The organism is Lentilactobacillus otakiensis DSM 19908 = JCM 15040 (assembly GCF_001434145.1).
Classification (GTDB): domain Bacteria; phylum Bacillota; class Bacilli; order Lactobacillales; family Lactobacillaceae; genus Lentilactobacillus; species Lentilactobacillus otakiensis.
The window spans coordinates 264,876-285,910 of record NZ_AZED01000011.1 but is presented as its reverse complement, the minus strand read 5'-3'; the positions used below and the strand labels follow the sequence as shown (position 1 = coordinate 285,910).

19 protein-coding genes and 2 pseudogenes are annotated in these 21,035 nt (G+C 43.4%); 11 read left to right on the top strand and 10 right to left on the bottom strand.

What is annotated here, in order from left to right; genetic code table 11:
* Position 1: 1 nt before the first annotated feature.
* From pepI to FD05_RS05065, 7 genes and pseudogenes are all read right to left on the bottom strand, one after another.
* Positions 2 to 880: a proline iminopeptidase gene (gene pepI / locus FD05_RS05090; RefSeq protein WP_020280682.1), complete on the bottom strand. Its 879-nt coding sequence runs from the start codon at positions 878 to 880 to the stop codon at positions 2 to 4.
* A gap of 144 nt (positions 881 to 1,024) precedes the next feature.
* On the bottom strand, positions 1,025 to 1,660 hold the full coding sequence (locus FD05_RS05085) for an HAD family hydrolase (protein ID WP_020280683.1): 636 nt from the start codon (positions 1,658 to 1,660) through the stop codon (positions 1,025 to 1,027).
* 2 nt (positions 1,661 to 1,662) lie between these two features.
* A pseudogene (locus tag FD05_RS11850) lies at positions 1,663 to 1,758 on the bottom strand (sugar O-acetyltransferase); the annotation flags it as partial.
* Between the two features lie 6 nt (positions 1,759 to 1,764).
* Positions 1,765 to 1,926: pseudogene (locus tag FD05_RS11845) on the bottom strand (maltose acetyltransferase domain-containing protein); the annotation flags it as partial.
* 184 nt (positions 1,927 to 2,110) lie between these two features.
* Positions 2,111 to 3,358 (bottom strand): MFS transporter, encoded by a 1,248-nt coding sequence (locus tag FD05_RS05075; RefSeq protein WP_039932591.1) that lies wholly within the window; start codon positions 3,356 to 3,358, stop codon positions 2,111 to 2,113.
* Positions 3,359 to 3,444: 86 nt separating this feature from the next.
* A complete protein-coding gene (locus FD05_RS05070) occupies positions 3,445 to 3,810 on the bottom strand; it encodes a type II toxin-antitoxin system PemK/MazF family toxin (protein ID WP_039932592.1) in 366 nt (121 codons plus the stop codon).
* Positions 3,785 to 4,015, bottom strand: coding sequence for a hypothetical protein (locus FD05_RS05065; RefSeq protein ID WP_020280687.1), 231 nt, complete (start codon positions 4,013 to 4,015; stop codon positions 3,785 to 3,787). Before FD05_RS05065 ends, FD05_RS05070 begins: the two co-directional genes overlap by 26 nt.
* Before the next feature lie 266 nt (positions 4,016 to 4,281).
* On the opposite strand from FD05_RS05065, the gene pyrF reads away from it, so the two are divergent.
* From pyrF to FD05_RS05050, 3 genes are read left to right on the top strand one after another with little or no spacing between them, the layout of a single operon-like run.
* Positions 4,282 to 5,001, top strand: coding sequence for an orotidine-5'-phosphate decarboxylase (pyrF, locus tag FD05_RS05060; protein ID WP_020280688.1), 720 nt, complete (start codon positions 4,282 to 4,284; stop codon positions 4,999 to 5,001).
* Positions 4,991 to 5,638, top strand: a complete 648-nt coding sequence (pyrE, locus tag FD05_RS05055; protein ID WP_020280689.1) for an orotate phosphoribosyltransferase — start codon at positions 4,991 to 4,993, stop codon at positions 5,636 to 5,638. Before pyrF ends, pyrE begins: the two co-directional genes overlap by 11 nt.
* Complete coding sequence (locus FD05_RS05050) at positions 5,628 to 6,572, top strand: dihydroorotate oxidase (RefSeq protein ID WP_020280690.1); 945 nt, start codon at positions 5,628 to 5,630, stop codon at positions 6,570 to 6,572. Before pyrE ends, FD05_RS05050 begins: the two co-directional genes overlap by 11 nt.
* Before the next feature lie 36 nt (positions 6,573 to 6,608).
* Here the strand turns inward: FD05_RS05050 and FD05_RS05045 are convergent, their stop codons facing one another.
* Positions 6,609 to 7,346: an SDR family NAD(P)-dependent oxidoreductase gene (locus tag FD05_RS05045; protein ID WP_020280691.1), complete on the bottom strand. Its 738-nt coding sequence runs from the start codon at positions 7,344 to 7,346 to the stop codon at positions 6,609 to 6,611.
* A 145-nt stretch (positions 7,347 to 7,491) separates the two neighbouring features.
* On the opposite strand from FD05_RS05045, the gene FD05_RS05040 reads away from it, so the two are divergent.
* The 3 genes from FD05_RS05040 to FD05_RS05030 all read left to right on the top strand — a co-directional run bounded on the left by FD05_RS05040 (position 7,492) and on the right by FD05_RS05030 (position 12,080).
* A complete protein-coding gene (locus FD05_RS05040; RefSeq protein WP_020280692.1) occupies positions 7,492 to 10,029 on the top strand; it encodes an excinuclease ABC subunit UvrA in 2,538 nt (845 codons plus the stop codon).
* Positions 10,030 to 10,047: 18 nt separating this feature from the next.
* Complete coding sequence (gene xylB, locus FD05_RS05035; RefSeq protein ID WP_020280693.1) at positions 10,048 to 11,559, top strand: xylulokinase; 1,512 nt, start codon at positions 10,048 to 10,050, stop codon at positions 11,557 to 11,559.
* Between the two features lie 137 nt (positions 11,560 to 11,696).
* Positions 11,697 to 12,080, top strand: a complete 384-nt coding sequence (locus FD05_RS05030; RefSeq protein ID WP_020280694.1) for an HsmA family protein — start codon at positions 11,697 to 11,699, stop codon at positions 12,078 to 12,080.
* 52 nt (positions 12,081 to 12,132) lie between these two features.
* On the opposite strand, the gene FD05_RS05025 is transcribed toward FD05_RS05030, so the two are convergent.
* Positions 12,133 to 13,533, bottom strand: a complete 1,401-nt coding sequence (locus tag FD05_RS05025; RefSeq protein ID WP_020280695.1) for an amino acid permease — start codon at positions 13,531 to 13,533, stop codon at positions 12,133 to 12,135.
* Between the two features lie 203 nt (positions 13,534 to 13,736).
* A complete protein-coding gene (locus tag FD05_RS05020) occupies positions 13,737 to 14,183 on the bottom strand; it encodes an Lrp/AsnC family transcriptional regulator (protein WP_020280696.1) in 447 nt (148 codons plus the stop codon).
* Positions 14,184 to 14,337: 154 nt separating this feature from the next.
* On the opposite strand from FD05_RS05020, the gene FD05_RS05015 reads away from it, so the two are divergent.
* From FD05_RS05015 to FD05_RS04995, 5 genes are all read left to right on the top strand, one after another.
* Positions 14,338 to 15,564 carry an MFS transporter gene (locus FD05_RS05015; RefSeq protein WP_020280697.1) on the top strand — a complete coding sequence of 409 codons (1,227 nt, stop codon included), beginning with the start codon at positions 14,338 to 14,340 and terminating at the stop codon, positions 15,562 to 15,564.
* A 133-nt stretch (positions 15,565 to 15,697) separates the two neighbouring features.
* On the top strand, positions 15,698 to 17,737 hold the full coding sequence (locus FD05_RS05010) for a DUF5776 domain-containing protein (RefSeq protein ID WP_020280698.1): 2,040 nt from the start codon (positions 15,698 to 15,700) through the stop codon (positions 17,735 to 17,737).
* A 190-nt stretch (positions 17,738 to 17,927) separates the two neighbouring features.
* On the top strand, positions 17,928 to 19,235 hold the full coding sequence (locus FD05_RS05005) for a hypothetical protein (RefSeq protein ID WP_020280699.1): 1,308 nt from the start codon (positions 17,928 to 17,930) through the stop codon (positions 19,233 to 19,235).
* A 123-nt stretch (positions 19,236 to 19,358) separates the two neighbouring features.
* Positions 19,359 to 20,183, top strand: a complete 825-nt coding sequence (locus FD05_RS05000) for an aldo/keto reductase (protein ID WP_020280700.1) — start codon at positions 19,359 to 19,361, stop codon at positions 20,181 to 20,183.
* Between the two features lie 92 nt (positions 20,184 to 20,275).
* On the top strand, positions 20,276 to 20,917 hold the full coding sequence (locus FD05_RS04995; RefSeq protein WP_020280701.1) for an SDR family oxidoreductase: 642 nt from the start codon (positions 20,276 to 20,278) through the stop codon (positions 20,915 to 20,917).
* Positions 20,918 to 21,035 lie beyond the last annotated feature (118 nt).

Below are 21,035 nucleotides of genomic sequence, written 5' to 3'. Positions count from 1 at the left end.
GTTAATCATTCTCGTTCAGCCAGTGATCGAGCACGCCAATAAATTCGTCGTGCTGATCCAATAGAGCCAGATGACGGCTATTGGCAAATAGGTGCCACTTGGCATTGGGGATGTGATCGTACACGGTTTTGGCAATCAGTGGCGTGCAAAGATCATCAGTCCCATTTGTTACTAAGACCGGCACGTGAATATTCTTCAAGTCATCGGTCACGTCAAAGTCACTAATCGTCCCATTTTCCGTAAATTCGTTGGGGCCTTCTGCGATCAAGCTGGCTTTCTTACCATTGGTTGGGCGACGAAGGGGTTCCGGTGAATTTTCATCTGGATCATCCCAACAGTAACGTTCCATGTAACGGTCATTGGCGGCTAAATATTTGGGACCACTGAAATCACCGGTCCGTTCAGCTTCCGCGATGGCTTGTCGATCTTCATAGCTGAGATATTTGATGAGACGATGTTGTTCAGCAATCCATAATTTGATGGATGAAGGAGAGCCGTCGATCATGACACTTTTGACGCCCTCTTGGCTGTAATGGGTGAGGTACAGCATTTCCAGCATCCCACCCCATGATTGGCCCAGCATATGGACTTCATCTAGGTGAAGGTATTTTCTGAGGGCGATCAACTCTTCTGCCCAAGTTTCCTTAACATAAATGGATTCATCATCAGGAATCGACGATTTGCCACAGCCGACTTGGTCGTACATGATCAGTTGGCGGCCGGTCTCGGCATAGTCATCCAGTAATTCAAAATAGTTATGAGAAGAGCCTGGTCCTCCATGAATCAGTAATAACGGTGCCTTGCCGGGTGTCTTTTCGCCGACAATTCGATAATAAGTTTTGTAGCCTTGAAAGGGCATGTAGCCTTCTTCAATTTTCATGTAATCATCGAGTCCTTTCTGTATGAAAATGTTTGATTGACATAAATTATACGCCAGTTGGTACTGAATTATTAGAGAGTTTATCATAATATAGACAAATAAAGGCCACGTACACTTTAGCACGTGGCCTCAAACAGTCCAATTTTAGTCGTTAATTAATTTTTCTCTGAGCTGATCAACCGAAGTATAAATTTCATCCGGATTGATTTTCTCAAGCTCTTTTGTCTTGGCATTAATTGACCAAGCAGCGGAATAACACTTGATGCCAGCTTCATTGCAGGCAACGACGTCGGTTGGGGCATCGCCTATGTATGCCATGTCCTCTTTTGTGACGCCAAATTGTTTGATCACATCACCGAACTGCTTAGCCTTAATGGAACCATCAGGAGAACCGGACAGAACCGGGGAGAAGGAATCTGTTAATCCCAAAGAATCCAGGCTAACTTGAAGACTCTGCTCACCCTTACCGGTAATCATTGGGGTGATCACATCACGCTCGTGCAGCTCCTTGATGAGCTTTTCGATTCCTTCAAATGGGTGGCGCAATTGTAGATGTGCACGACGATAGTTTTCATGAAAACTCTGTAACACTTCGTCGGAATAATCGGGAATCAGCTCCTTGAGCATCCCAACTTCATTTGCTCCAAAAGTGGCTAGGATGACCTGGTTGCTAATCCATTTGCCAGTATAATCATGAACAGTCCTTCTAAATGAATCAAAGATAACCGGGAAAGTCTCGGCGACCGTTCCATCCATATCAAACGCAATAATTTTTTCCATTACTATTTTTGACCTACCTTTCGAAGTACATGACAAGGATTACCCACTGCAACAACGCCTGCCGGAATGTCTTTTGTGACAACGCTGCCACCGCCAATTGAGCCAAGATGATCTTGTAGTAACTGGAATCGTTCAGCTGAATCGGCATAACCTGTGCGGTTGTATTCCTGCAAGAATTGGTTGGCAATTGCCTTTTGTTTTTTGAAGTAGGGATCGTGGGCATCGTATAATTCACAATTCTGGCATTTCTCTAATTCAGTTGTCACAGCAGGGTCTCCTTAATGAGTCTATATAACCATTATCTGCCTATATAGGTATTTATTCAAATGAATAAATAAGTGAGTGGGATCAGCCGATGATTCCACGTTATGGCTAGGTAATATGAATGAGCTCAAAAAGAGGTCCAGACAAAGTAGTATTGTCTCGACCTCTTTGAAAATTATCAATAAATTATGCGCGTTTTAAACTCATTTTCTTCAGTCCTGGCAATGTAATCATTGTGATGAAGCTGATGACATAGAGAACTGACAGGAAGCCCATAACGACGGTCAATGAGTAGTTATCCATCAGGATACCGATGACAACTGATGAAAAGCCTCCAACCGCACGGCCAATGTTAACGATCACGTTATTGGCAGTTGAACGGATCTCAGTTGGATAAAGTCGGCTGATGACCGCACCGTAACCGCCAAACATTCCGTTTGAGAAGAAGCCAACAATTGCACCAATGATGAGCAGTGAAATCGTGTTGTGCGCTAAAGTGATGGTGAAGACCATCGCAGCCGAAGCGATTAAGAAGATTCCAAATGCTCGACGTGGTCCGAAGTAATCAAGAATTGAGCCAAACGTCATCATCCCCAAACTCATTCCGACGATTGTGGCAATCATCCATAGTGATGATCCCGAAACATTTAAATTGAGTTGCTTTTGAACGATGATTGGCAACCAGTTCATCAAGCCGAAGTAGCCGGCAATTTGAACTGTGGTCATGATCATCAAAGCAAAACTTTGATAGGCTAATTTGGGTGAACTGAACATGTATTTGAAGACGGCGCTGGTAGTTGATTCTTTCTTCTCTGCTTCAACTTTCTTGGCTTCAACGAATTCTTGGGTTTCACTCAAGTGTCGACGAACGAAGTAAGTTAAGACAACTGGGACAATTCCAACCAGGAAGAGTGCGTGCCAGCCCAAATGTGGGATGACGATTGCTGCGGTGATGGCAGCCAAGATGGCACCAATCTGACCGCCAATTGCGGCAACTGATGTCATTTTGCCGATTTGATTCTTGTGGAATGATTCGGCAATCATTGAAATGCCGACACCATATTCACCACCGGCACCAATTCCTGCCAAGAATCGAAGTATGTAAATCAAGGTGATGTTATTGGCGAATGCCATCATTGCGGTAGCAAACGCAAAGATGAAGATCGTGTAGGTAAATGTTTTAACCCGGCCGAAACGGTCACCGATCAAGCCAAACATAATGCCGCCAAACAACATTCCCAAGTTCGTGATCGACCCAATCAATCCAGCAGCGCCACCGCTGAGATGAAGTTCGCCAATCATTGAACTCATTGCAAAAGATAAAAATAGCACATCCATATTTTCTAGCGCGAATCCAGAACTGGTAGAAGCAATTACCCATTTCTGATTCTTCGTAAAAGTATGGCTGTGCGTAAGTGTGTTTGTATTTTCCATGTTCGTTCCTCCAAATGAATGCTCGCTGACATTCTTTATTTTTGCTGTTCACATTATTACATGGATGTACTGGGAATGCAAGGAGGTTAATTAAGGATATCGGTGATTGTTTGCTTAGCTTGGACAAAGGAGGGTGTATCAAGTAGGCTCACAAATTCTGCATGACGACTTTGAAAATCATAAGTAAAAAATTGAAGTGGATTCACAAACCCATCAATCTTTTCGTTATTAACTCTGATTAGAAAGCCACTTTCACGTAACGAGTTGTTCACTGCATGGGTTATTGGGGCAACAACTACCAAGTGAGTCATTCGACTGTATCCTTGGTTGCTTAAAACCAGAGCAGGTCGTCGTTTCCTAATTTCATGGCCGACGGATGGATCGAAATCAATGTAGATGATGTCTTGCTGATTTGGGATATATGGTCTAATCCTTGGGGATTTCTCTGCCAACTAATTTACCCCCAAATTCTTCTTGTTGTTTTAAATCGTGTGATTTTATGAACGCTTCATTGTGGAATGGATTGTCATGCTTTGGGACATAAACAATTACACCATCTCTACCCTGAAAAACATCAAACTCGTGCGCAATTGGTTTGATATCATTTGGTACAGTTAAGGTGTTCGAATTGCCAACTTTGCGAATTTTAACTGACATGGGTATCACTTCCTTCTTTCGTATACATGAAGTATACACAGAGTGCACCTGATGTTCAACAAATACGATCATTAAGTTTCACTTGAACAACCTGGTCCAACGTGATAAAGTTATAAACAAATAAAAGAGCTTTAATTTGGTTCAGAGAGGCCAAAAGCGGACGACAAAATAATCCAAGAGTCCGTGATTTTGCAGGGATTAGTGCAGCGATGTGCTGAATTCTGCAGTCTCGGGCTCTTTTTATGCAATCAACCAGGAGGGTAATTATGCGAGGACCGTTAATTGTATCACTTGATGTTTGGAATCGAGAAGGCTTGTTCAAGATTATTGACCAGTTTCCAACGGACGAGGGCATGACCGTCAAAATCGGCATGGAGCTGTTTTATGGAGAGGGTCCTGAAATTGTGAAGGAACTGCTCAACAAAGGTTTCAAAATATTCTTGGATCTCAAGCTGCAAGATATTCCCAACACCGTTAAGATGGGCATGATGCAAATCGGTCGGATGGGCGTTACCTATACAACAGTTCATGCACTGGGTGGTTCGGAAATGATTGCCGCCGCCAAAGAAGGCTTGGAACTCGGCAGTGAAGAGGCTGGTGTTCCAACGCCCAAACTGCTCGCTGTGACGGAATTGACTTCAATCACTGAGGATGCTCTGGAAAACGAACAGAACTGTAAATTAGACATGGTTAACCAAGTGGTTTCACTCGCTAAATTAGCCAAAAGATCCGGTGCCGATGGGGTTATTACCTCACCACTGGAAGTCAGTTCATTGAAGGAACAAGTTGGTGATGACTTCCTATATGTTACCCCTGGAATTCGACCAGCCAACTTCCCCAAGGATGACCAGTCACGGACCGCAACCCCTAAGCAAGCTGCTGAATATGGCAGCTCCGCTTTAGTAGTCGGTCGGCCAATTATTCGAGCCGAAGACCCAGTTGCCGCATATCACAAAATGTTGGAGGAATGGAATTATGCAAACTAATCAAATTATTCAATCACTGATTGATAACCAAATTGTCAGTATCAACCTTGAGAAGCCATTTAGGTATGCCAGTGGCATCCTATCACCAATTTATACCGATTTCAGATTAACGATTTCCATTCCGTCATTGAGAGATATGATTGCCGATGGTTTGGCTGAAAATATCAAGGAAAATTATCCGGATGCTACCGTCATTGGTGGTGTCGCAACCGCCGGGATTCCACATGCTGCCTGGGTTGCAGAGCGTTTGAACCTGCCATTGATTTATGTCCGGGCCAAACCAAAGGATCACGGCGCTGGTAAGCAGATTGAAGGTCGGATTACCAAGGATGACAAAGTTGTTTTGATTGATGATTTAATTTCAACCGGTGGTAGCGTCTTGGGTGCCGTCAAAGCGGTTCGCAACGAAGGTGTCAACGTGATTGGGGTGGCTTCAGTATTTACATACGGCCTTCCAGACGCTGACAAGAATTTCGCCGATGCCGACACGAAGTTGGTACCACTGCTCAGTTATGCAGACCTGATTGCACAAGGCCATAAAGAAAATAAATTCTCAGATGAAGAATATTCACGTTTATCAACTTGGCACAAAGCCCCTTGGGACTGGACAAAACGGGAGGAAGCAAATGCAAAATAATATCTCACTCGCCTCACACATTGGCGATTACCAATTCGATAACTTACTGTTAAATGCTGCTGGCGTTCGCTGCTCAACCACCGATGAACTCAACAAGACATTGGACTCAATGGCTGGTGGCTGTGTGACTAAGAGTGCCACTCCAGAAGAACGGGCCGGTAATGAAAGCCCACGGATGAAGCCTTTACCACTTGGAAGCATTAATTCAATGGGATTGCCTAACCATGGTATTGATTATTATTTGAAATTTGCTGAAGAGAACCAAGGTAAAAACGGCAAGCAGGTCATTTTATCAATTGCCGGCTTATCAATCGATCAAAATATCGAGATGCTTAAGAAGGTTCAAGAGAGTTCATTCAGCGGCTTAACTGAATTGAACCTCTCATGCCCAAACGTTAAAGGTAAATCTCAAGTGGGTTATGATTTTGACGCTGTTCGCGACGTTTTGACGTCAACATTCAAATTCTTCAAGAAGCCACTTGGCTTGAAGCTGCCACCATACTTTGATTTCAACCAATTTAACGGCATTGCTGAAGTTCTAAACGACTTCCCAATTACCTACATCAACGTTATCAATTCAATTGGTAATGGGCTGGTGGTTGATCCTGAAACCGAATCAGTTGTTATCAAACCAAAGGGCGGTTTTGGCGGTCTGGGTGGCGACTACGTCAAGCCAACTGCATTGGCCAACGTCCGCGCACTCCGTCAGCGTTTGAACCCAGAGATTTCGATCATTGGGACTGGCGGTATTAAGTCAGGGATGGATGTTTTCGAACATGTCCTCTGTGGTGCTAATTTGGTTCAAATCGGAACGGCATTTGGGTATGAAGGTACACCAATTTTCGAACGGATTTCTAAAGAATTAAAAGAAATCATGGATAAAAAAGGTTACAAGACTCTGGATGATTTCAGAGGGAAATTAAAGACAATCTAAATAAAAATTCCAGCCAATTTGGCTGGAATTTTTTTATTATTTCATTGTATATCCACCATCTGCAGTAAATTCTTGCCCGGTTACGTAACTCGCTTCATCAGATGCCAGGAAGTTAACGAGGTTTGCGAGTTCTTCTGGTTTACCAAATCTGCCCATTGGAATTTCTTTTAGACTTGCTTCGTTCTGCTCGTCTGGAATGTCATTTAAGATTGGCGTTTGGACGACCCCTGGGTGAACCGAATTGACTCGAATATGATCACCGACCAGATCAAGTGCGGCATCTTTTGTCATTCCACGAACAGCATATTTGCTGGCACCATATGCAATTGAGATTGGCATGGCGACTAATCCTCCGATAGACGAAATATTGACAATTGAACCGGATCCAGCTTTTCTCATGGATGGGAGTACATATTTCATACCATAGAAGACAGAGTATTGATTGATTTTGATGACCTTATCGTATTCTTCTGGTGTAATTTCATCAATGGGTTTCATGATGCCGATTCCTGCGTTGTTGACGAGCACATTAATGTTGCCAAATTTTGATTCTCCTTCACTGACGACTCGTTTCCAATCGTCAACCGAGGATACATCTTGCTTGAAGAAAACACTATTTTCTCCAAGTTCTTGTTGAACCTTCTTGCCATTTTCTTCATTAAGATCAGTAATAATGACTTTTGCACCATGGTCAACAAAATTCTTTGCAAATGCTTTTCCCAGTCCACTTGCGGCTCCAGTGATAATTGCAACTTTATTTGTTAAATCTGCCATAATATAACCTCCTTGAGAAACTTTTGATTACGCCCCCAAGAATACCACGTAAACGTTTTCAACTACATGATTATGATTCTAACGATGAGGTGAAATCATTCTGCGTTACAATTAACGTAATCACATTTTCGAAAGGAGTCATCACATGCCAACAACCAAACTACCAGATCACATCGAAGTCATCGGTGGAAAAGTGAACAACTTAAAGAATATTAACGTCAATATCCCTCTACATAAATTTGTCGCAATCTCGGGCTTGTCGGGTTCCGGGAAATCGTCACTGGCCATGGGAATCCTATATTCAGAAGGTGCCCGCCGTTATCTTGATTCACTGGCAACCTACACTCGGCGACGGATTAGTCAGGTTGGCCGAGCCAACGTTGATTCTGTCACGCATATTCCGTCCGCTTTGGCGCTGCGTCAACGACCAACAGTTCCTGACGCCCGTTCGACAGTGGGGACAATGACTGAGATTTTCAACGTCCTCAGATTGATGTACTCGCGGTTAGGCTCACCCAAGTGTCCGAATGGTCATCAGGTTCCACCAACAATCAAAATTGCTGAAGCGATGGATGTCATGGGGACTCAAATGGGTGTGATTACCTGTCCAACTTGTGGCGTGAAATTCCATGCGTTTGGGGCAGAAGATTTTGCCTTTAATTCCGATGGGGCCTGCCCGACTTGCCAAGGACTGGGAATTACCAAGCAAATTGACCCGGACACCTTGATTGGCGATGAAACCAAAACCATTCGGGATGGCGCAGTGGCAGCTTGGCGAACACCTGGACGTAATTTTATGCCGATTGTTGCCCAAGCTGCCGGTGTCCGGATTGATGTACCGTACAACCAATTGACTGACAAAGAAAAGCAAATGGTTCTTCACGGGGAACAGAAACATTACGCCATCGACATTCCAAGCAAGAACGGCCGGGTTTTTCACATGGATAATGCCCTTTATGAGAACGCCTATAACGCCATCGAGGACAGCATGGCCACCACCAAGAGTGAAATTGCATTGAAACGGCTCAATCGATTTTACCGGTTCTTCACTTGCCCAATGTGTCATGGCACTCGAATGAACCCTAATCGTTTGGGCCAGTTAATTGATGGGATGAATATTGCCGAAGCCAGTCATATGCCAATCGGCCAGCTGCCAGAATTTGTGGAACGAATCAAAAAATGGCTGCCAGCTAATATGCAAAAATTGGCGAAAAATCTCACTACAGAATTATTAAACCAAACTCAGCCGTTGCTTGATCTTGGACTGGATTATTTAACCATGGATCGGGCTGGTGCCTCATTATCAACCGGTGAACTCCAACGGATTCAGCTGGGGCGGACTTTGAGAACCCAAACCACCGGTGTGCTATACGTGTTGGATGAACCTTCAGTTGGTCTACATCCTGACAATGTATCCGGATTAATTAAAATTTTCCATCAGTTAGTTGAGCAGGGCAACTCACTTGTGGTTGTCGACCACGAAACATCGATTATTAATGCTGCAGATTATATTATTGAAATCGGTCCCGGCTCTGGCGTTAATGGCGGTGAAGTCATTGATCAGGGAACGCCTGCCCAAATTCGGCAAAGTTCTCATTCACTGATTGGACCATTTTTAACTGGAAAAGCACAGTTGATTACTCGAGAAGTGTCTACAGCTGACGTATTCGCCAAAGGATCAGTTACGTTGACGATTAATCATCGGTTTAATTTGAACAACGTCACTGCGGACTTTCCAATTAATCGTTTAATCGCTGTGACTGGTTTCTCGGGTGCTGGGAAAACGACTTTGGTGCTGGATGGTCTATTGGATGCGTTTAAAGCAACCTTCCACCGCCATACGTTACCAAGTTATATTGATAAATTCGAGCCGAATAAAATGAAACACATTGTCAGCGTGGATGCGACACCCGTTGGCAAAAACGCTCGGTCAACCCTAGCCACATACACCAATATTATGGACAATTTACGAAAAAAGTTTGCTCAATTACCCGATGCGAAGAAGCATCATTACACGCCAAGTTATTTTTCTTACAATAATAAGCAAGGCGCCTGCCCAACTTGTGGCGGGACTGGGGAAATTTCCTTGGATATCCAGTATCTGCCGGACATGGTGGAAACTTGTCCAACCTGTCGCGGCAAACGATTTAATCAAGACATCTTGAAGATCAAGTGGAACGGCAAGTCGATTGCTGATGTTTTGGATTATGATGTTGATCACGCCATCGACCTCTTTAAAGATGATGAGTCGATTTTAAAAACCTTGCAGGTTCTTCAGCAAATGGGTCTTGGCTACCTACATCTGGGTGAAGCCACACCAAGCCTTTCTGGTGGTGAAGCACAACGGCTCAAGCTGACTTCGCATATGAAGAGTCGCCAAAACGACACACTGTTTATCTTTGATGAACCGACAGTCGGCTTACATCCCCTCGACGTTCACGTATTGTTAAAAGTCTTCTCCCAATTGATTTACCAAGGGGCAACCGTGTTAATGATCACCCATGATTTGGATTTAATGGCCAACGCTGACTATTTGATCGATATGGGACCACGTGGTGGGGATCAAGGCGGCCGCATCGTTGCCAAAGGTAGGCCACGGGATTTGGTTAAAGACCCACAGAGTTTGACGACCAAATATTTAGCGGAACATTTTAAAAAGTTCGATCAAAACAATCCCAAATAAATGTGAAGGAGGGACACCATGACTGATTGTGTCTTAGGCATTGATCTTGGCACCAGCGCTGTTAAGGTCACTGCAGTCACCAAAGCTGGCAACTTGATTGCGCAAGAACAGATGGATTTTCCGATCAGCCAGCCAAAACCTGGCTATGCCGAACAGGACCCGGAAGATTGGGTCAGCGCCACAACTGTTGCGATCGTCCGGCTCATTTTAAAAGATCAGATACTTCCTGAACAGATTATTGGTCTGAGTTATTCAGGTCAGATGCACGGGTTGGTTTTACTGGATCAAAATAATCGCGTCTTGCGTCCGGCAATGCTTTGGAATGATACGCGTTCGACTCCCCAACGTGAAGAGATCATGGCGAGGATGGGCAAGCGGTTTGTTGAGATTACACATAACCAACCCCTGGAAGGTTTTACTTTACCCAAATTATTATGGGTCAAAGAAAATCAGCCGGAAATATTTAAGCAGGCAACAACGATGCTGCTGCCAAAAGATTACTTACGTTTCCGGATGACTGGCAAGCTGGCAATCGATTATTCGGATGCCACTGGGACCGTGATGCTGGACGTTGATCGGCAGCAATGGAGCCAGGAAATCCTTGACGCCTTCGACATTCCTGCAAGCCTTTGCCCCCCGCTGGTTCGTTCAATTGACGAAACCGGCAATATTGATCAATGGTATGCAGAATATTCCGGATTATCAACAGGCACCAAGACGTTTGCTGGTGGAGCGGACAACGCTTGCGGGGCCGTTGGTGCCGGAATTGATGGGCCAACCAAGGTCCTTTCAAGTATTGGTACTTCTGGTGTGATTCTAAAGTATGAGCCAAAAAAGGAAACTAATTATAACGGTGTCATTCAGTATGAAGATTACGCCATTCCCAATACTTACTATTCAATGGGGGTTACACTGGCCGCCGGGTATTCTCTGAATTGGTTTAAGAAAACATTTGCCGATAACGAAGATTTTACCGAAGTGGTTCAAAGTGCCGAAAAATCAACCGTTGGCGCAAATGGTCTGTTATTCGCCCCATACATCGTGGGTGAACGGGCACCTTATGCAGATGCCGATATTCGAGGAAGCTTCATCGGGATTGATGGCATTCATCGACGGTACGACTTTGTTCGAGCTGTTCTTGAAGGAATTATCTTCTCTTTCAGAGACATTCTTGATCTGTATAAAGAGAAGGGCAGTCGGTTCGACACGGTTGTTTCCATCGGTGGTGGCGCCAAGAGTCCGCTGTGGCAGCAGATTCAAGCCAACATTTTTAACGTAAAAGTGATCTCGCTTCAAAATGAGCAGGGCCCAGGTCTGGGCGCCGCGATGCTGGCCGCGGTCGGCATTGGTTGGTACCATGATATCTCTGAATGTTCAAAGGTCTTTGTTCAGTTCAAAGATGTCTTCCTGCCAGAACCTGAAAATGTGAAAAAATACCAAAAGCTTCATCAGATCTATCGAAAAATTTATCCTAGCACAAAAGAAATAACTCATGATTTGGTAGATTTCCGACGAGATACCAGCCGTTAGCATCGTTTGATAGGACATCAGATAAATGATGGCCTATTTTTTGTTCAAAATTAGTGACATCGTGTCACCTATATGCTATTCTTAACTCATCAATAAAAATAACACGATGTCACTACACAAAAACGGAGGATCATATTATGAACATTAAATTAATTGCAGCAATTATCACTATTTCTATGGCACTGGTTTTTTACACGATTGGGGTTTTCTCAGAGCGAAAGGCTGGTTCCCTCAAGCTGAAACAAATCTTATTCTTCGGACTAGGGCTGGTATTTGATACCACTGGGACGACCATCATGTCTTCAATTGCCAGTTCATCGACTGCCGCAACACCCGAACTGCACCTGGTCACTGGGGCAGCGGCAATCGCGTTAATGGCATTTCACTTTCTCTGGGCAGCATATGTTTTGTGGTTGGGCAGCAGCAAATCAAAGACCAATTTCCATAAGTTCAGCTTGATGGTCTGGATATTCTGGCTCATTCCATATGTAGCTGGCTTGGTTATGGGGATGACAAGTTAATCTGCGCACAAAAAAACTCGCTCAAATTGGGCGAGTTTTTGTAACTTAGTTTTTAATTATTGTCCGCATCTGCGAATGCCATACTGCGTTGATGCAAGTAGGTAACGCCACCGAAGACAACGGTCCAGATGATTGCACCAACCGCACCAATGATGTCTTGTGGGATGAAGAACAAGGTCACAAAGATAATGGCGAAGAAGGCAATTGTCAGTGGACTGGTGAAGTTGTACCAAGGCATCTTGAAGCCGTTTGGCAGGAAGTCGCTGGATTCTCGATACTTGCGGTGAGCGATCATTGCCAAGGCGTACACGATGATGTACATGTCGTTGGATGAGCCGGCCACAATGGTAAAGACTGAGGCCGTGGCGTTGGTTAAACTCATCAGAGGGGTAATTAGTAAGCAAAGTGCTGAAAAGGTAATGGCAGCTGCTGGGACACCATTCTTGGAAATCTTTGCGAAGTGGCGGTTCATGAAGCTGTCCTTTGGTGTTTCAGTTGCCAGCTGGTAGAAGTGACGGCCAGCCGAGAAGATGAAACTGTTGAGTGAGGATGAAGCGGACGTTAATACGACGAAGTTGATCACAGCGGCTGCAGCGGGGAACCCAGCTAATTTGAATACCTGAACGAATGGGCTGCTGGCTGGGGTTAAATGAGTCCAAGGGATGATTCCCATAATCACAATTAAGGCACCGAAGTAGAAGATCAAGATCTTCAGCAAAGTTTCGTTAACGGCTTTTTTGATGATTTTATGTGGTGTTTCCGCTTCACCAATTGTGATTGAAACAAATTCGATTCCTTGAAAGGCGAAGAACACCATTGGAAATGCTGAGATGAAGCTCAGTCCGCCATGTGGGAACATAGTGAAGTTTTGGAAGATGTTTTGAACTGAGGCGTGACCAAGTGGTGTCACTGAGTGGCTGAACATCATGAAGAGACCAGTGACAATTAATGCAACAATGGCGACAATTTTGATCAAGGCGAACCAGAATTCGGCTTCACCAAACACTTTGGCAGCGATCAAATTGACGGCCGCCAAGGTTCCCAAGAAGACCAGCTGAATGATCCACGATGGAATATTGGGGAACCAGAACTGGACATATGTAGAGATGGCAGTAATTTCGGCCATGGCACAAAATGACAATCCCAACCAGTAGGTCCAACCGGTGAAATGGCCAACGGTGGGGCCTAAGTAACGGGTGATGAACGAAACAAAGGTGTGTTGCGATGGATCTGAATAAAGCATCTCACCAATGGCTCTCATCATTAAGAAGAAAAAGATACCTAATACTAAATAAACTAATAATATGGATGGACCTGTTTTACTAATCGTGGTCCCGGAACCTAAGAATAACCCGGTTCCAATCGTGCCCCCGATGGCAATCATCTGGACGTTACGGTTGCTTAATGATCGCATTGTACCGTCGGCGTTTTCGGTTACTTCTGTTTTTTGCATAAAAAAATCTTCCTCTCTGTGAAATGGTAGATTGAATTAGAGGCCTCTAATTAATTTGCCATTATACTAACACCACCGTGTCCAAATTCGATGGTTTTGCGAGGAAGATTTCAGATGATTTTGTATTTCTAAAGAATTTTTCATGAAAATAAGGCAGAAATCACGTTTTGCCTATGAAAACAAAATATTTTTTCACCTGGTGATCAGGCGTCGTCCTCAGGTAATTTGAGTGGGCGAGGGCCAATATTTGTTGTAAAAGCAACGTTTGTATGACTATAGCCGAAGTCTTTCAAGGACGCATTGAACTCGTTTAATTCAGTCATCGTCTTGTAGAATACTTTCAATTGAACTGAGGCGTCCCCTGTGATGTAGTTGCATTCTACTACGTTGGGAATTTTTGAGATGAATTCGACAAATCGCGGCATTTCTGTATAACTGACATCGATTCTGACGAAGGCTTTGATCAGGTAACCCAACTTTTCGTAATTGACATTGGCAGTGTAACCATTGATAAATCCGCGATTCTCAAGGTTCTGAATTCGAACGGATGCCGACGGAGCGGAAATGAAACATTTTTCAGCGATGCTCTTCACGGAAGCCCGGCCGTCTTCTTGGATGATATTTAAAATTTTGCGATCTAATTTGTCCATTCGAGTTCTCCTTAAAAATATTTTGCGTACATTATACCATTGCTTTGCAAGAGAAAATGAAATGAGCATTTGATTATAATTGCCACATACAAGATTAATCGCTATAATGAATTTTGTATCTAAAATTCGAATTTAGTAAGGATCTTGAAAAATCATGACAAAATCTGCAACACCACAATGGAAGAAAAACATGTGGGCGCTTTGGTTTGGCAATTTTGCGACTGGTGCCGGAGCGAGTATGTCGATGCCGTTTCTTCCGTTATTCATCAGTACGATGGGGAACTTTCCCAAGTGGGAATTAACCTTATATGCCGGGCTCGCATTTTCCGGCGTCTTTTTAAGTCAGGCGATTGTTTCACCGTTATGGGGCAATTTGGCGGATAAGACTGGTCGCAAACCCATGCTGCTGCGGGCAGCGATTGGGATGACAATCAGTGCGACATTGACTGGTTTGTCGCCAAATGTGTGGTTCCTGATTATCATTCGTTTTATTCAGGGAACTTTCTCTGGATACATTAACAATGCGTATGCGTTAATTGCCAGCGAAGTGCCAACCAAAGACAGCGGCAAAACCATGGGAACTTTGACCACTGGAAATGTCGGTGGTCAGTTGATTGGCCCGATTATCGGTGGTTATTTATCGGGGATATTTGGTTATCGATTGCCATTCTATATGTTTGGTTTCATGATGTTCCTGGCATCACTGTCAACTTGGTTCTTTGTTAAAGAAGATTTCACACCGATTAAAAAAGGTGCCAAGACTGGGATGAGGGACGCCTTCAAGGGGATCGTCCACAAACGAGTTGTTTGGGCAATGATCATTTCTTCAATGCTGGTCATGGCTGCCACAACTTCAATTAACCCGATTATTAGTTTGTTTGTCAAAGAGTTGATGCATAATCACGGGAACATCGCCTTTACCAGTGGGGTGATCGCGGCACTGCCCGGGATCGCGACAATCTTTGTTGCCCCGTCGCTCGGGAGACTTGGTGATCATATTGGACCGCAAAAGATTTTGCTGGTTGGCCTGCTTTTCTCTGCGGTTATATACTTTCCAATGTTTTTCACTGCAGGAGTTGTCATGCTGGGCATTCTGCGTTTCTTGATCGGAATTGCCAACGCAGCATTATTGCCAATCACGCAGACCGTGATGACGCTGGAAGCACCGGCCAGATCAGTCAGCCGAATTTTTAGTTATAATCAGTCCTTCCAGGCAATGGGTGCCGTTGTTGGGCCAATGTTGGCTTCAGGCGTTGCCGGAATTTTGGACTATCGATATGTATTTTTGATGACGACCTTGCTTGTGGTTGTGAACATTATCGTGGTTGTTGTGGCTTATAAGAAGGACAATGTTAATGTTGTCGATATTTCTAATTCTTAAATTGTGTGGAGCATTCCTGTTTGGGGGATGCTCCCTTTTTGTCGGTTCAAAAATACGCTGGATGAGCGTCTAACTGGTATAATTGAGTCGTTAATAAGTCCAAGTTCTTTCTGTTATATTGGGGGGTTATGTTATGGGGAGTAATGATTTGGATAAGAAAATTACTTTCGGATTATTTAGTTATCTGTTGAGTTTTATTGTGGTAATGTTATTTGGCATTGCTTTTGTATCACCAAATGTTAATGCTGATATACAGGCACCTGCAATCAATAATGGTACAAGTACTTACTCACAAAATAATATTAATTTACAAAAATTGAATGGAAATGCGAACCAACAATATGGTGTTCGATTCCAATTTAATAATGATTCTTCGATGTACACGGCACCAGGAACACCATTTTTTCAAGCCGCAATTTTTAATATTGATGACTATTCTAGTAATTCTGATGGTACCAGCAATCTCAGTGAACAAATTGTGTTAAAAAATACCGACACAAATTCAATGAATGTAGACTTGAAGGTTTACATTCCATCTGGGGTTGCGGAAAATGCTCAGTGGCCTGCTGTTCGATATGCTAATTCCAAGGCAACAACACCAACTGGATCCGGAAGCACGGATGCCATAACCCAGACTTATTTATCTAAGAGTGGCCAACCATGGACAGATAGCTCTTCACAAGACGATTGGGCAAATACTGGTGAGGTGGATCTTAAAGGATCTTTACGACCAAACCATGAATATGTCCTGAATCTCCCGTTGAAGATTATAAACATAAGTAACATGAACGTTTACAATATGGGACTTTATATGCAAACCACAGCTACAGATCAGTATGGGAAAAACACTGGATTATATGGTGTATGGGCAAAGCCGGTTGAATCCATGGCTGACTTTGTTGGCGTTGGTAAACCAGTCGGCATAGTTCTCAAAGAAGATACTGGTAAAAAAGCTAGTGATAATCAGCCAATATACAAGTACCCACTTGCTGACGATGTTGAAACTAATGCACCTACTGTGTCATTAAATCGTGACTATTATGATATTAATAACTCGTTCTGGAATGATCAAATGGATTATATGTATACGACAACGAGTATTGGAATTAATGCATCCAAGCTGCCAACGAAAGATGGAAAGGAGTCACTTGTAAGTTACTTGAATCAAAATGGCTACAGTTTACCTTGGCCAGATCCATGGAACCCAACAGTTCGATTGCATGAAGTATTTCCTCATGGACTGTCAGCTTCAAATAATATTCATGTTGAACCTACTCCTAATTCTGGGACCGGTATTTCAATCCAAGTTATTAAAGTTATTGATGCCAATAACGTTTCGGTGCCATTGGGTGGTAAGTGGGATCCTTATGCTAATGTCAAAATTTGGAATCCCAAGTCTGATTACCAGTCAACTACACTTAGTTCGTCTGATGTAAAAAACAATGTGACAGTTACTGGTAACGTGGATACAAGTAAAGCTGGATATTATTCTGTAACTTATCATTACACAGCTCACTATCCAAGTTTGCCAGATGTTCAATTATCAAAGACTATCACCGTTACTGTTGGAAATCCTAATCCGGTAAATCCAGTGAATCCAACACCAAATCCATCTCCGACCCCAGCCCCAACTAATCCCAACTGGAATCCATCCACACCAAACACTCCAAATGGAACGGGATTACCAAACTATGCGGCTGTCAAAGGTGATGCAATATATGCAACCAAACGTATTTACATGTACAAGAATCCGACCTTCAAAAAATCACAACGGATCGCAACTTATCCAAAGGCCAAACGAGTTAACCGACCAATGTTTGTTGTGATCGGCTATGATCGCTCAAATGGTGGTGCGTTACGATACAAGGTTCGCGATGTTAATCATGGTAAGAAGAGTGCAGGCAAGATTGGCTACATTACTGCTAACCGAAAGTATGTTGTAAATGTCTACTATCAATCCACAAAGTTCAATCAGACAATCACGATTATCAGTAAGAATGGCGTTCATGCTTACAAGAACGAAAATCTTACTGGGAAAACGAAGACATACAAACTTGGCACTCACCTGAAGGTTAAGAAAATAATTCGTCACAACTTAACGACGCGGTATCAACTGAAGAATGGTTACTATGTCACTACTAATAAAAAGTTGGTCATTCAAGGAAAATACTAAGCATGTGTAACAAAATAAGAATACTTTCAAAGTTGGCGCTCATCGAGCACCAACTTTTTATTTCCTAATAATTACAACCGCAAGTCGATTTGGTTAATTCAGCCAAGAATGGTACCATATCAAATTTCAAAATGGTAACATTTACTTAATACGAATTTGTCCGACAGAAAGTTTATGGGGAGTGAATTTCATGATTTTGAGTTTGAAAAAATCATTTTATTTTGGCATGGCAGTTGCATCTATGATTGCCACAACTGGCTTTGCAACCACCAATGCCAGTGCAAGATCATACGCTAGAATTACATCAAATCAGGTCATGCAGACTGCACCGCAGAACCGCAACGTCACGACCAACGGGACGAACGCCTTGTACACCAAGGCGGGAACTTTACGTGGCGCACGAGTCATTGCATCTAAATACACTTTGCAGCGATACGGTTCATCCAAACAATCGAGTCAATATTTCCGCGCGTACCGGGTAGCGACCACCAATCGTGGCGCAGTTTACTATAAAGTGGTTTCATTCAACGGCGTTTACCGTGGATGGATTTATGGCGGCCGGGTTAACGGCACCTTTGCCGGGGGCCTGAATCCTGCCAATACCATGGCCAATGCTAATTTACCATTACAAAAAACGGGGTATACCCTCACGAATACCAAAAAATACACTCTGTGGGTTGATCCTAAATGGTCACAGTACAAGGCCAAACAAGTTGACATGAGTAGCTACAGCCCAAGTGATACTTTCACGATTACTGACGCTGCCACCAAGACGCGTGAGCAGTACCTCTATTACAAAGTGACTGATAATAATAACTCGGCCATCGTTGGCTGGGTCTACTCAGGTGGAGTTGCAGCGCCAAACTCTCAGCAGGCAACCAAAGATAACAGCGTCAAAGTGACCTACGTGAACCCTGCTGGCCAGTCGGTTGGTGATTACACTTGGATCATTCAAAAGACCGATCTAAAAGCTGGCGCAACATTAACGAATGGTGCCAAATTAGGCGACATTTTGCAGAAGGCAACTCAGCTAACGGATATCATTTCTAAGAATGTGCCAACCGGATTTAAATTAAGTGCCACACAAATCCCAACCAATCAACCAACTGAAGTGACCGTTGGAGCTGATGATTATTTGGTACATGTTGATCCAGTTACCCCTAATTTCCAGTCACCAGTTGCTTATTATCTGACCAACACTAATCAGCAAATCAGTCCATCTCAATTGGTCGGAAATTCATATCCGATCTTGACTGATGCGCAAATGACGATTTTCTCCAGTCAGACTCAGGGAACAGTGCCAGCAAAAGTCTTTGATAATGCCCTCTTCTCGGATCCAAATAAGTTATCATCATTGACAGGGGTTCCGGTCACTAACGCCGATGGAACAAAAACCACGCCGGTCTACTATTTCAACAAGCAATCGACAATTGCTGCTAACTCAGAGGCTAAATATGGCGATACTCTGAAGTTGTATTATACATTGCCGCAGAGATAAATAGTTTGAAAAATCATCTTCCATCTGGGAGATGATTTTTTGTAAGGAATGCTATTTCCTCGCGTTTTCCACCCAACTAGCCCATAATATAATTACTCGCAAAAGCAAAAGGAGGCATTTTGAATGTCGATTTTAACTGATAACTATGAATTAAATAATGGAATTAAAATTCCTAAAGTGGGCTTTGGTACCTGGCAGATTCCAGGCGGCCAAGACACTTATGATGCCGTTAGCATGGCGCTTAAAGCCGGTTACCGACACATTGATACTGCTAAAGCTTATCGAAATGAAAAGAGCGTTGGTGAAGCCATTTTGGATTCTGACGTTGACCGAGAAAACGTCTTCGTCACATCCAAATTGCCAGCTGCTACTAAATCGTACGATGGCGCAATTGCCGATTTCCGTTCTACAATGAAGGCGTTAAACCTATCATATTTGGATTTGTATCTGATTCACGCACCGTGGCCATGGGGTGAACGTGGGTCGACTAATTATGATGCTGCCAATGTTGAAGTTTGGAAAGCAATGCAAGACATCTATGCTAGTGGTCAGGTCAAGGCAATTGGGGTTTCCAACTTCAACGTCCACGACCTGCAAAATATTTTGGATCACGCTGATATTAAACCAATGGTCGATCAGATTCGCTACTTTGTCGGCTATACTGAGCCGGAAACAACCAAGTTTGCCAAAGATAACGACATTTTGGTGGAGGCTTATTCACCACTGGCCACTGGCGGCATCCTTGAGAACCTGGATATCAAAAAGATTGCTGATAAATATGGCGTGAGTGTCGCTCAATTGGCAATCAAGTTTGTCCTTCAAAATGATGTGCTGCCGTTACCAAAAGCAACTCACAAGCAACATATCGAAAATAATACCCAATTAGACTTTGAGATTAGTTCAGATGATATGAAGACTTTGAACGGTTTGACTGCTACTGATATGTAAAAATATGACGGATCGCATTTATTTGCGACCCGTTTTTGTTTGAAATTTGGTACAGTGGAAGTGAATACTAATTGAAAAGGGGAATGTCATTTATGGCAAACGTATTAATTTTGGGTGCTAACGGCCAGATTGCCCGGCTAGTAGAGAAACAATTATTGAATGAAACAGATCATCATTTGACGCTATTCTTGCGAAATGCTGGCCGGTTAACAATAACGGATCCTACGCGGGAAACGGTGATTGATGGAGATGCCGCCAACAAGCAGGCTATCATTAAAGCACTTGATGGCATTGACATTGTTTATGCAAATTTGAGTGGGAAAAACATTGAAGACGAGGCTAAGGCGGTGGTTGGTGCCATTGACCGGACTGTTGTTCAGCGCTTGATCTGGATTTCAACGCTTGGCATCTATGATGAAGTGCCAGGCAACTTCGGCAAATGGAACCATCAACAGTTGGACGGCGGTTATTTGGAGCCATATGCTGCAGCGGCCAAAGTGGTGGAAGACTCTGATTTGGATTATACGATTATCCGCCCAGCCTGGCTATCTAACAAGAATATTGTCAGTTATGAAACGACACAGAAGGGGGAACCGTTCAAAGGAACAGAAGTCTCCCGCAAGAGCATTGCCGATTTTGTGGTTAAGCTAATCAATGATCCGAGCCTGGAAATTGATCACTCGGTTGGGGTTAATCAGCCTAATACTGATGGTGATAAGCCATCCTGGAAATAATAGTGGAATCTGGCTTGCACAGCACATTTTGTAAAAGGAGCTGAGATCATTTCGATCTTAGCTCCTTTTTGACCCAAAAATTTGCGGTTTTCTAAAAAGGTTTGCGTTTTGATTAAGT

Coding starts and splice junctions, on each gene's coding strand:
- pepI (WP_020280682.1), bottom strand. CDS start 880: ATGAAAATTGAAGAAGGCTACATGCCCTTTCAAGGCTACAAAACTTAT.
- FD05_RS05085 (WP_020280683.1), bottom strand. CDS start 1,660: ATGGAAAAAATTATTGCGTTTGATATGGATGGAACGGTCGCCGAGACT.
- FD05_RS05075 (WP_039932591.1), bottom strand. CDS start 3,358: ATGGAAAATACAAACACACTTACGCACAGCCATACTTTTACGAAGAAT.
- FD05_RS05065 (WP_020280687.1), bottom strand. CDS start 4,015: ATGTCAGTTAAAATTCGCAAAGTTGGCAATTCGAACACCTTAACTGTA.
- pyrF (WP_020280688.1), top strand. CDS start 4,282: ATGCGAGGACCGTTAATTGTATCACTTGATGTTTGGAATCGAGAAGGC.
- pyrE (WP_020280689.1), top strand. CDS start 4,991: ATGCAAACTAATCAAATTATTCAATCACTGATTGATAACCAAATTGTC.
- FD05_RS05050 (WP_020280690.1), top strand. CDS start 5,628: ATGCAAAATAATATCTCACTCGCCTCACACATTGGCGATTACCAATTC.
- FD05_RS05045 (WP_020280691.1), bottom strand. CDS start 7,346: ATGGCAGATTTAACAAATAAAGTTGCAATTATCACTGGAGCCGCAAGT.
- FD05_RS05040 (WP_020280692.1), top strand. CDS start 7,492: ATGCCAACAACCAAACTACCAGATCACATCGAAGTCATCGGTGGAAAA.
- xylB (WP_020280693.1), top strand. CDS start 10,048: ATGACTGATTGTGTCTTAGGCATTGATCTTGGCACCAGCGCTGTTAAG.
- FD05_RS05030 (WP_020280694.1), top strand. CDS start 11,697: ATGAACATTAAATTAATTGCAGCAATTATCACTATTTCTATGGCACTG.
- FD05_RS05025 (WP_020280695.1), bottom strand. CDS start 13,533: ATGCAAAAAACAGAAGTAACCGAAAACGCCGACGGTACAATGCGATCA.
- FD05_RS05020 (WP_020280696.1), bottom strand. CDS start 14,183: ATGGACAAATTAGATCGCAAAATTTTAAATATCATCCAAGAAGACGGC.
- FD05_RS05015 (WP_020280697.1), top strand. CDS start 14,338: ATGACAAAATCTGCAACACCACAATGGAAGAAAAACATGTGGGCGCTT.
- FD05_RS05010 (WP_020280698.1), top strand. CDS start 15,698: ATGGGGAGTAATGATTTGGATAAGAAAATTACTTTCGGATTATTTAGT.
- FD05_RS05005 (WP_020280699.1), top strand. CDS start 17,928: ATGATTTTGAGTTTGAAAAAATCATTTTATTTTGGCATGGCAGTTGCA.
- FD05_RS05000 (WP_020280700.1), top strand. CDS start 19,359: ATGTCGATTTTAACTGATAACTATGAATTAAATAATGGAATTAAAATT.
- FD05_RS04995 (WP_020280701.1), top strand. CDS start 20,276: ATGGCAAACGTATTAATTTTGGGTGCTAACGGCCAGATTGCCCGGCTA.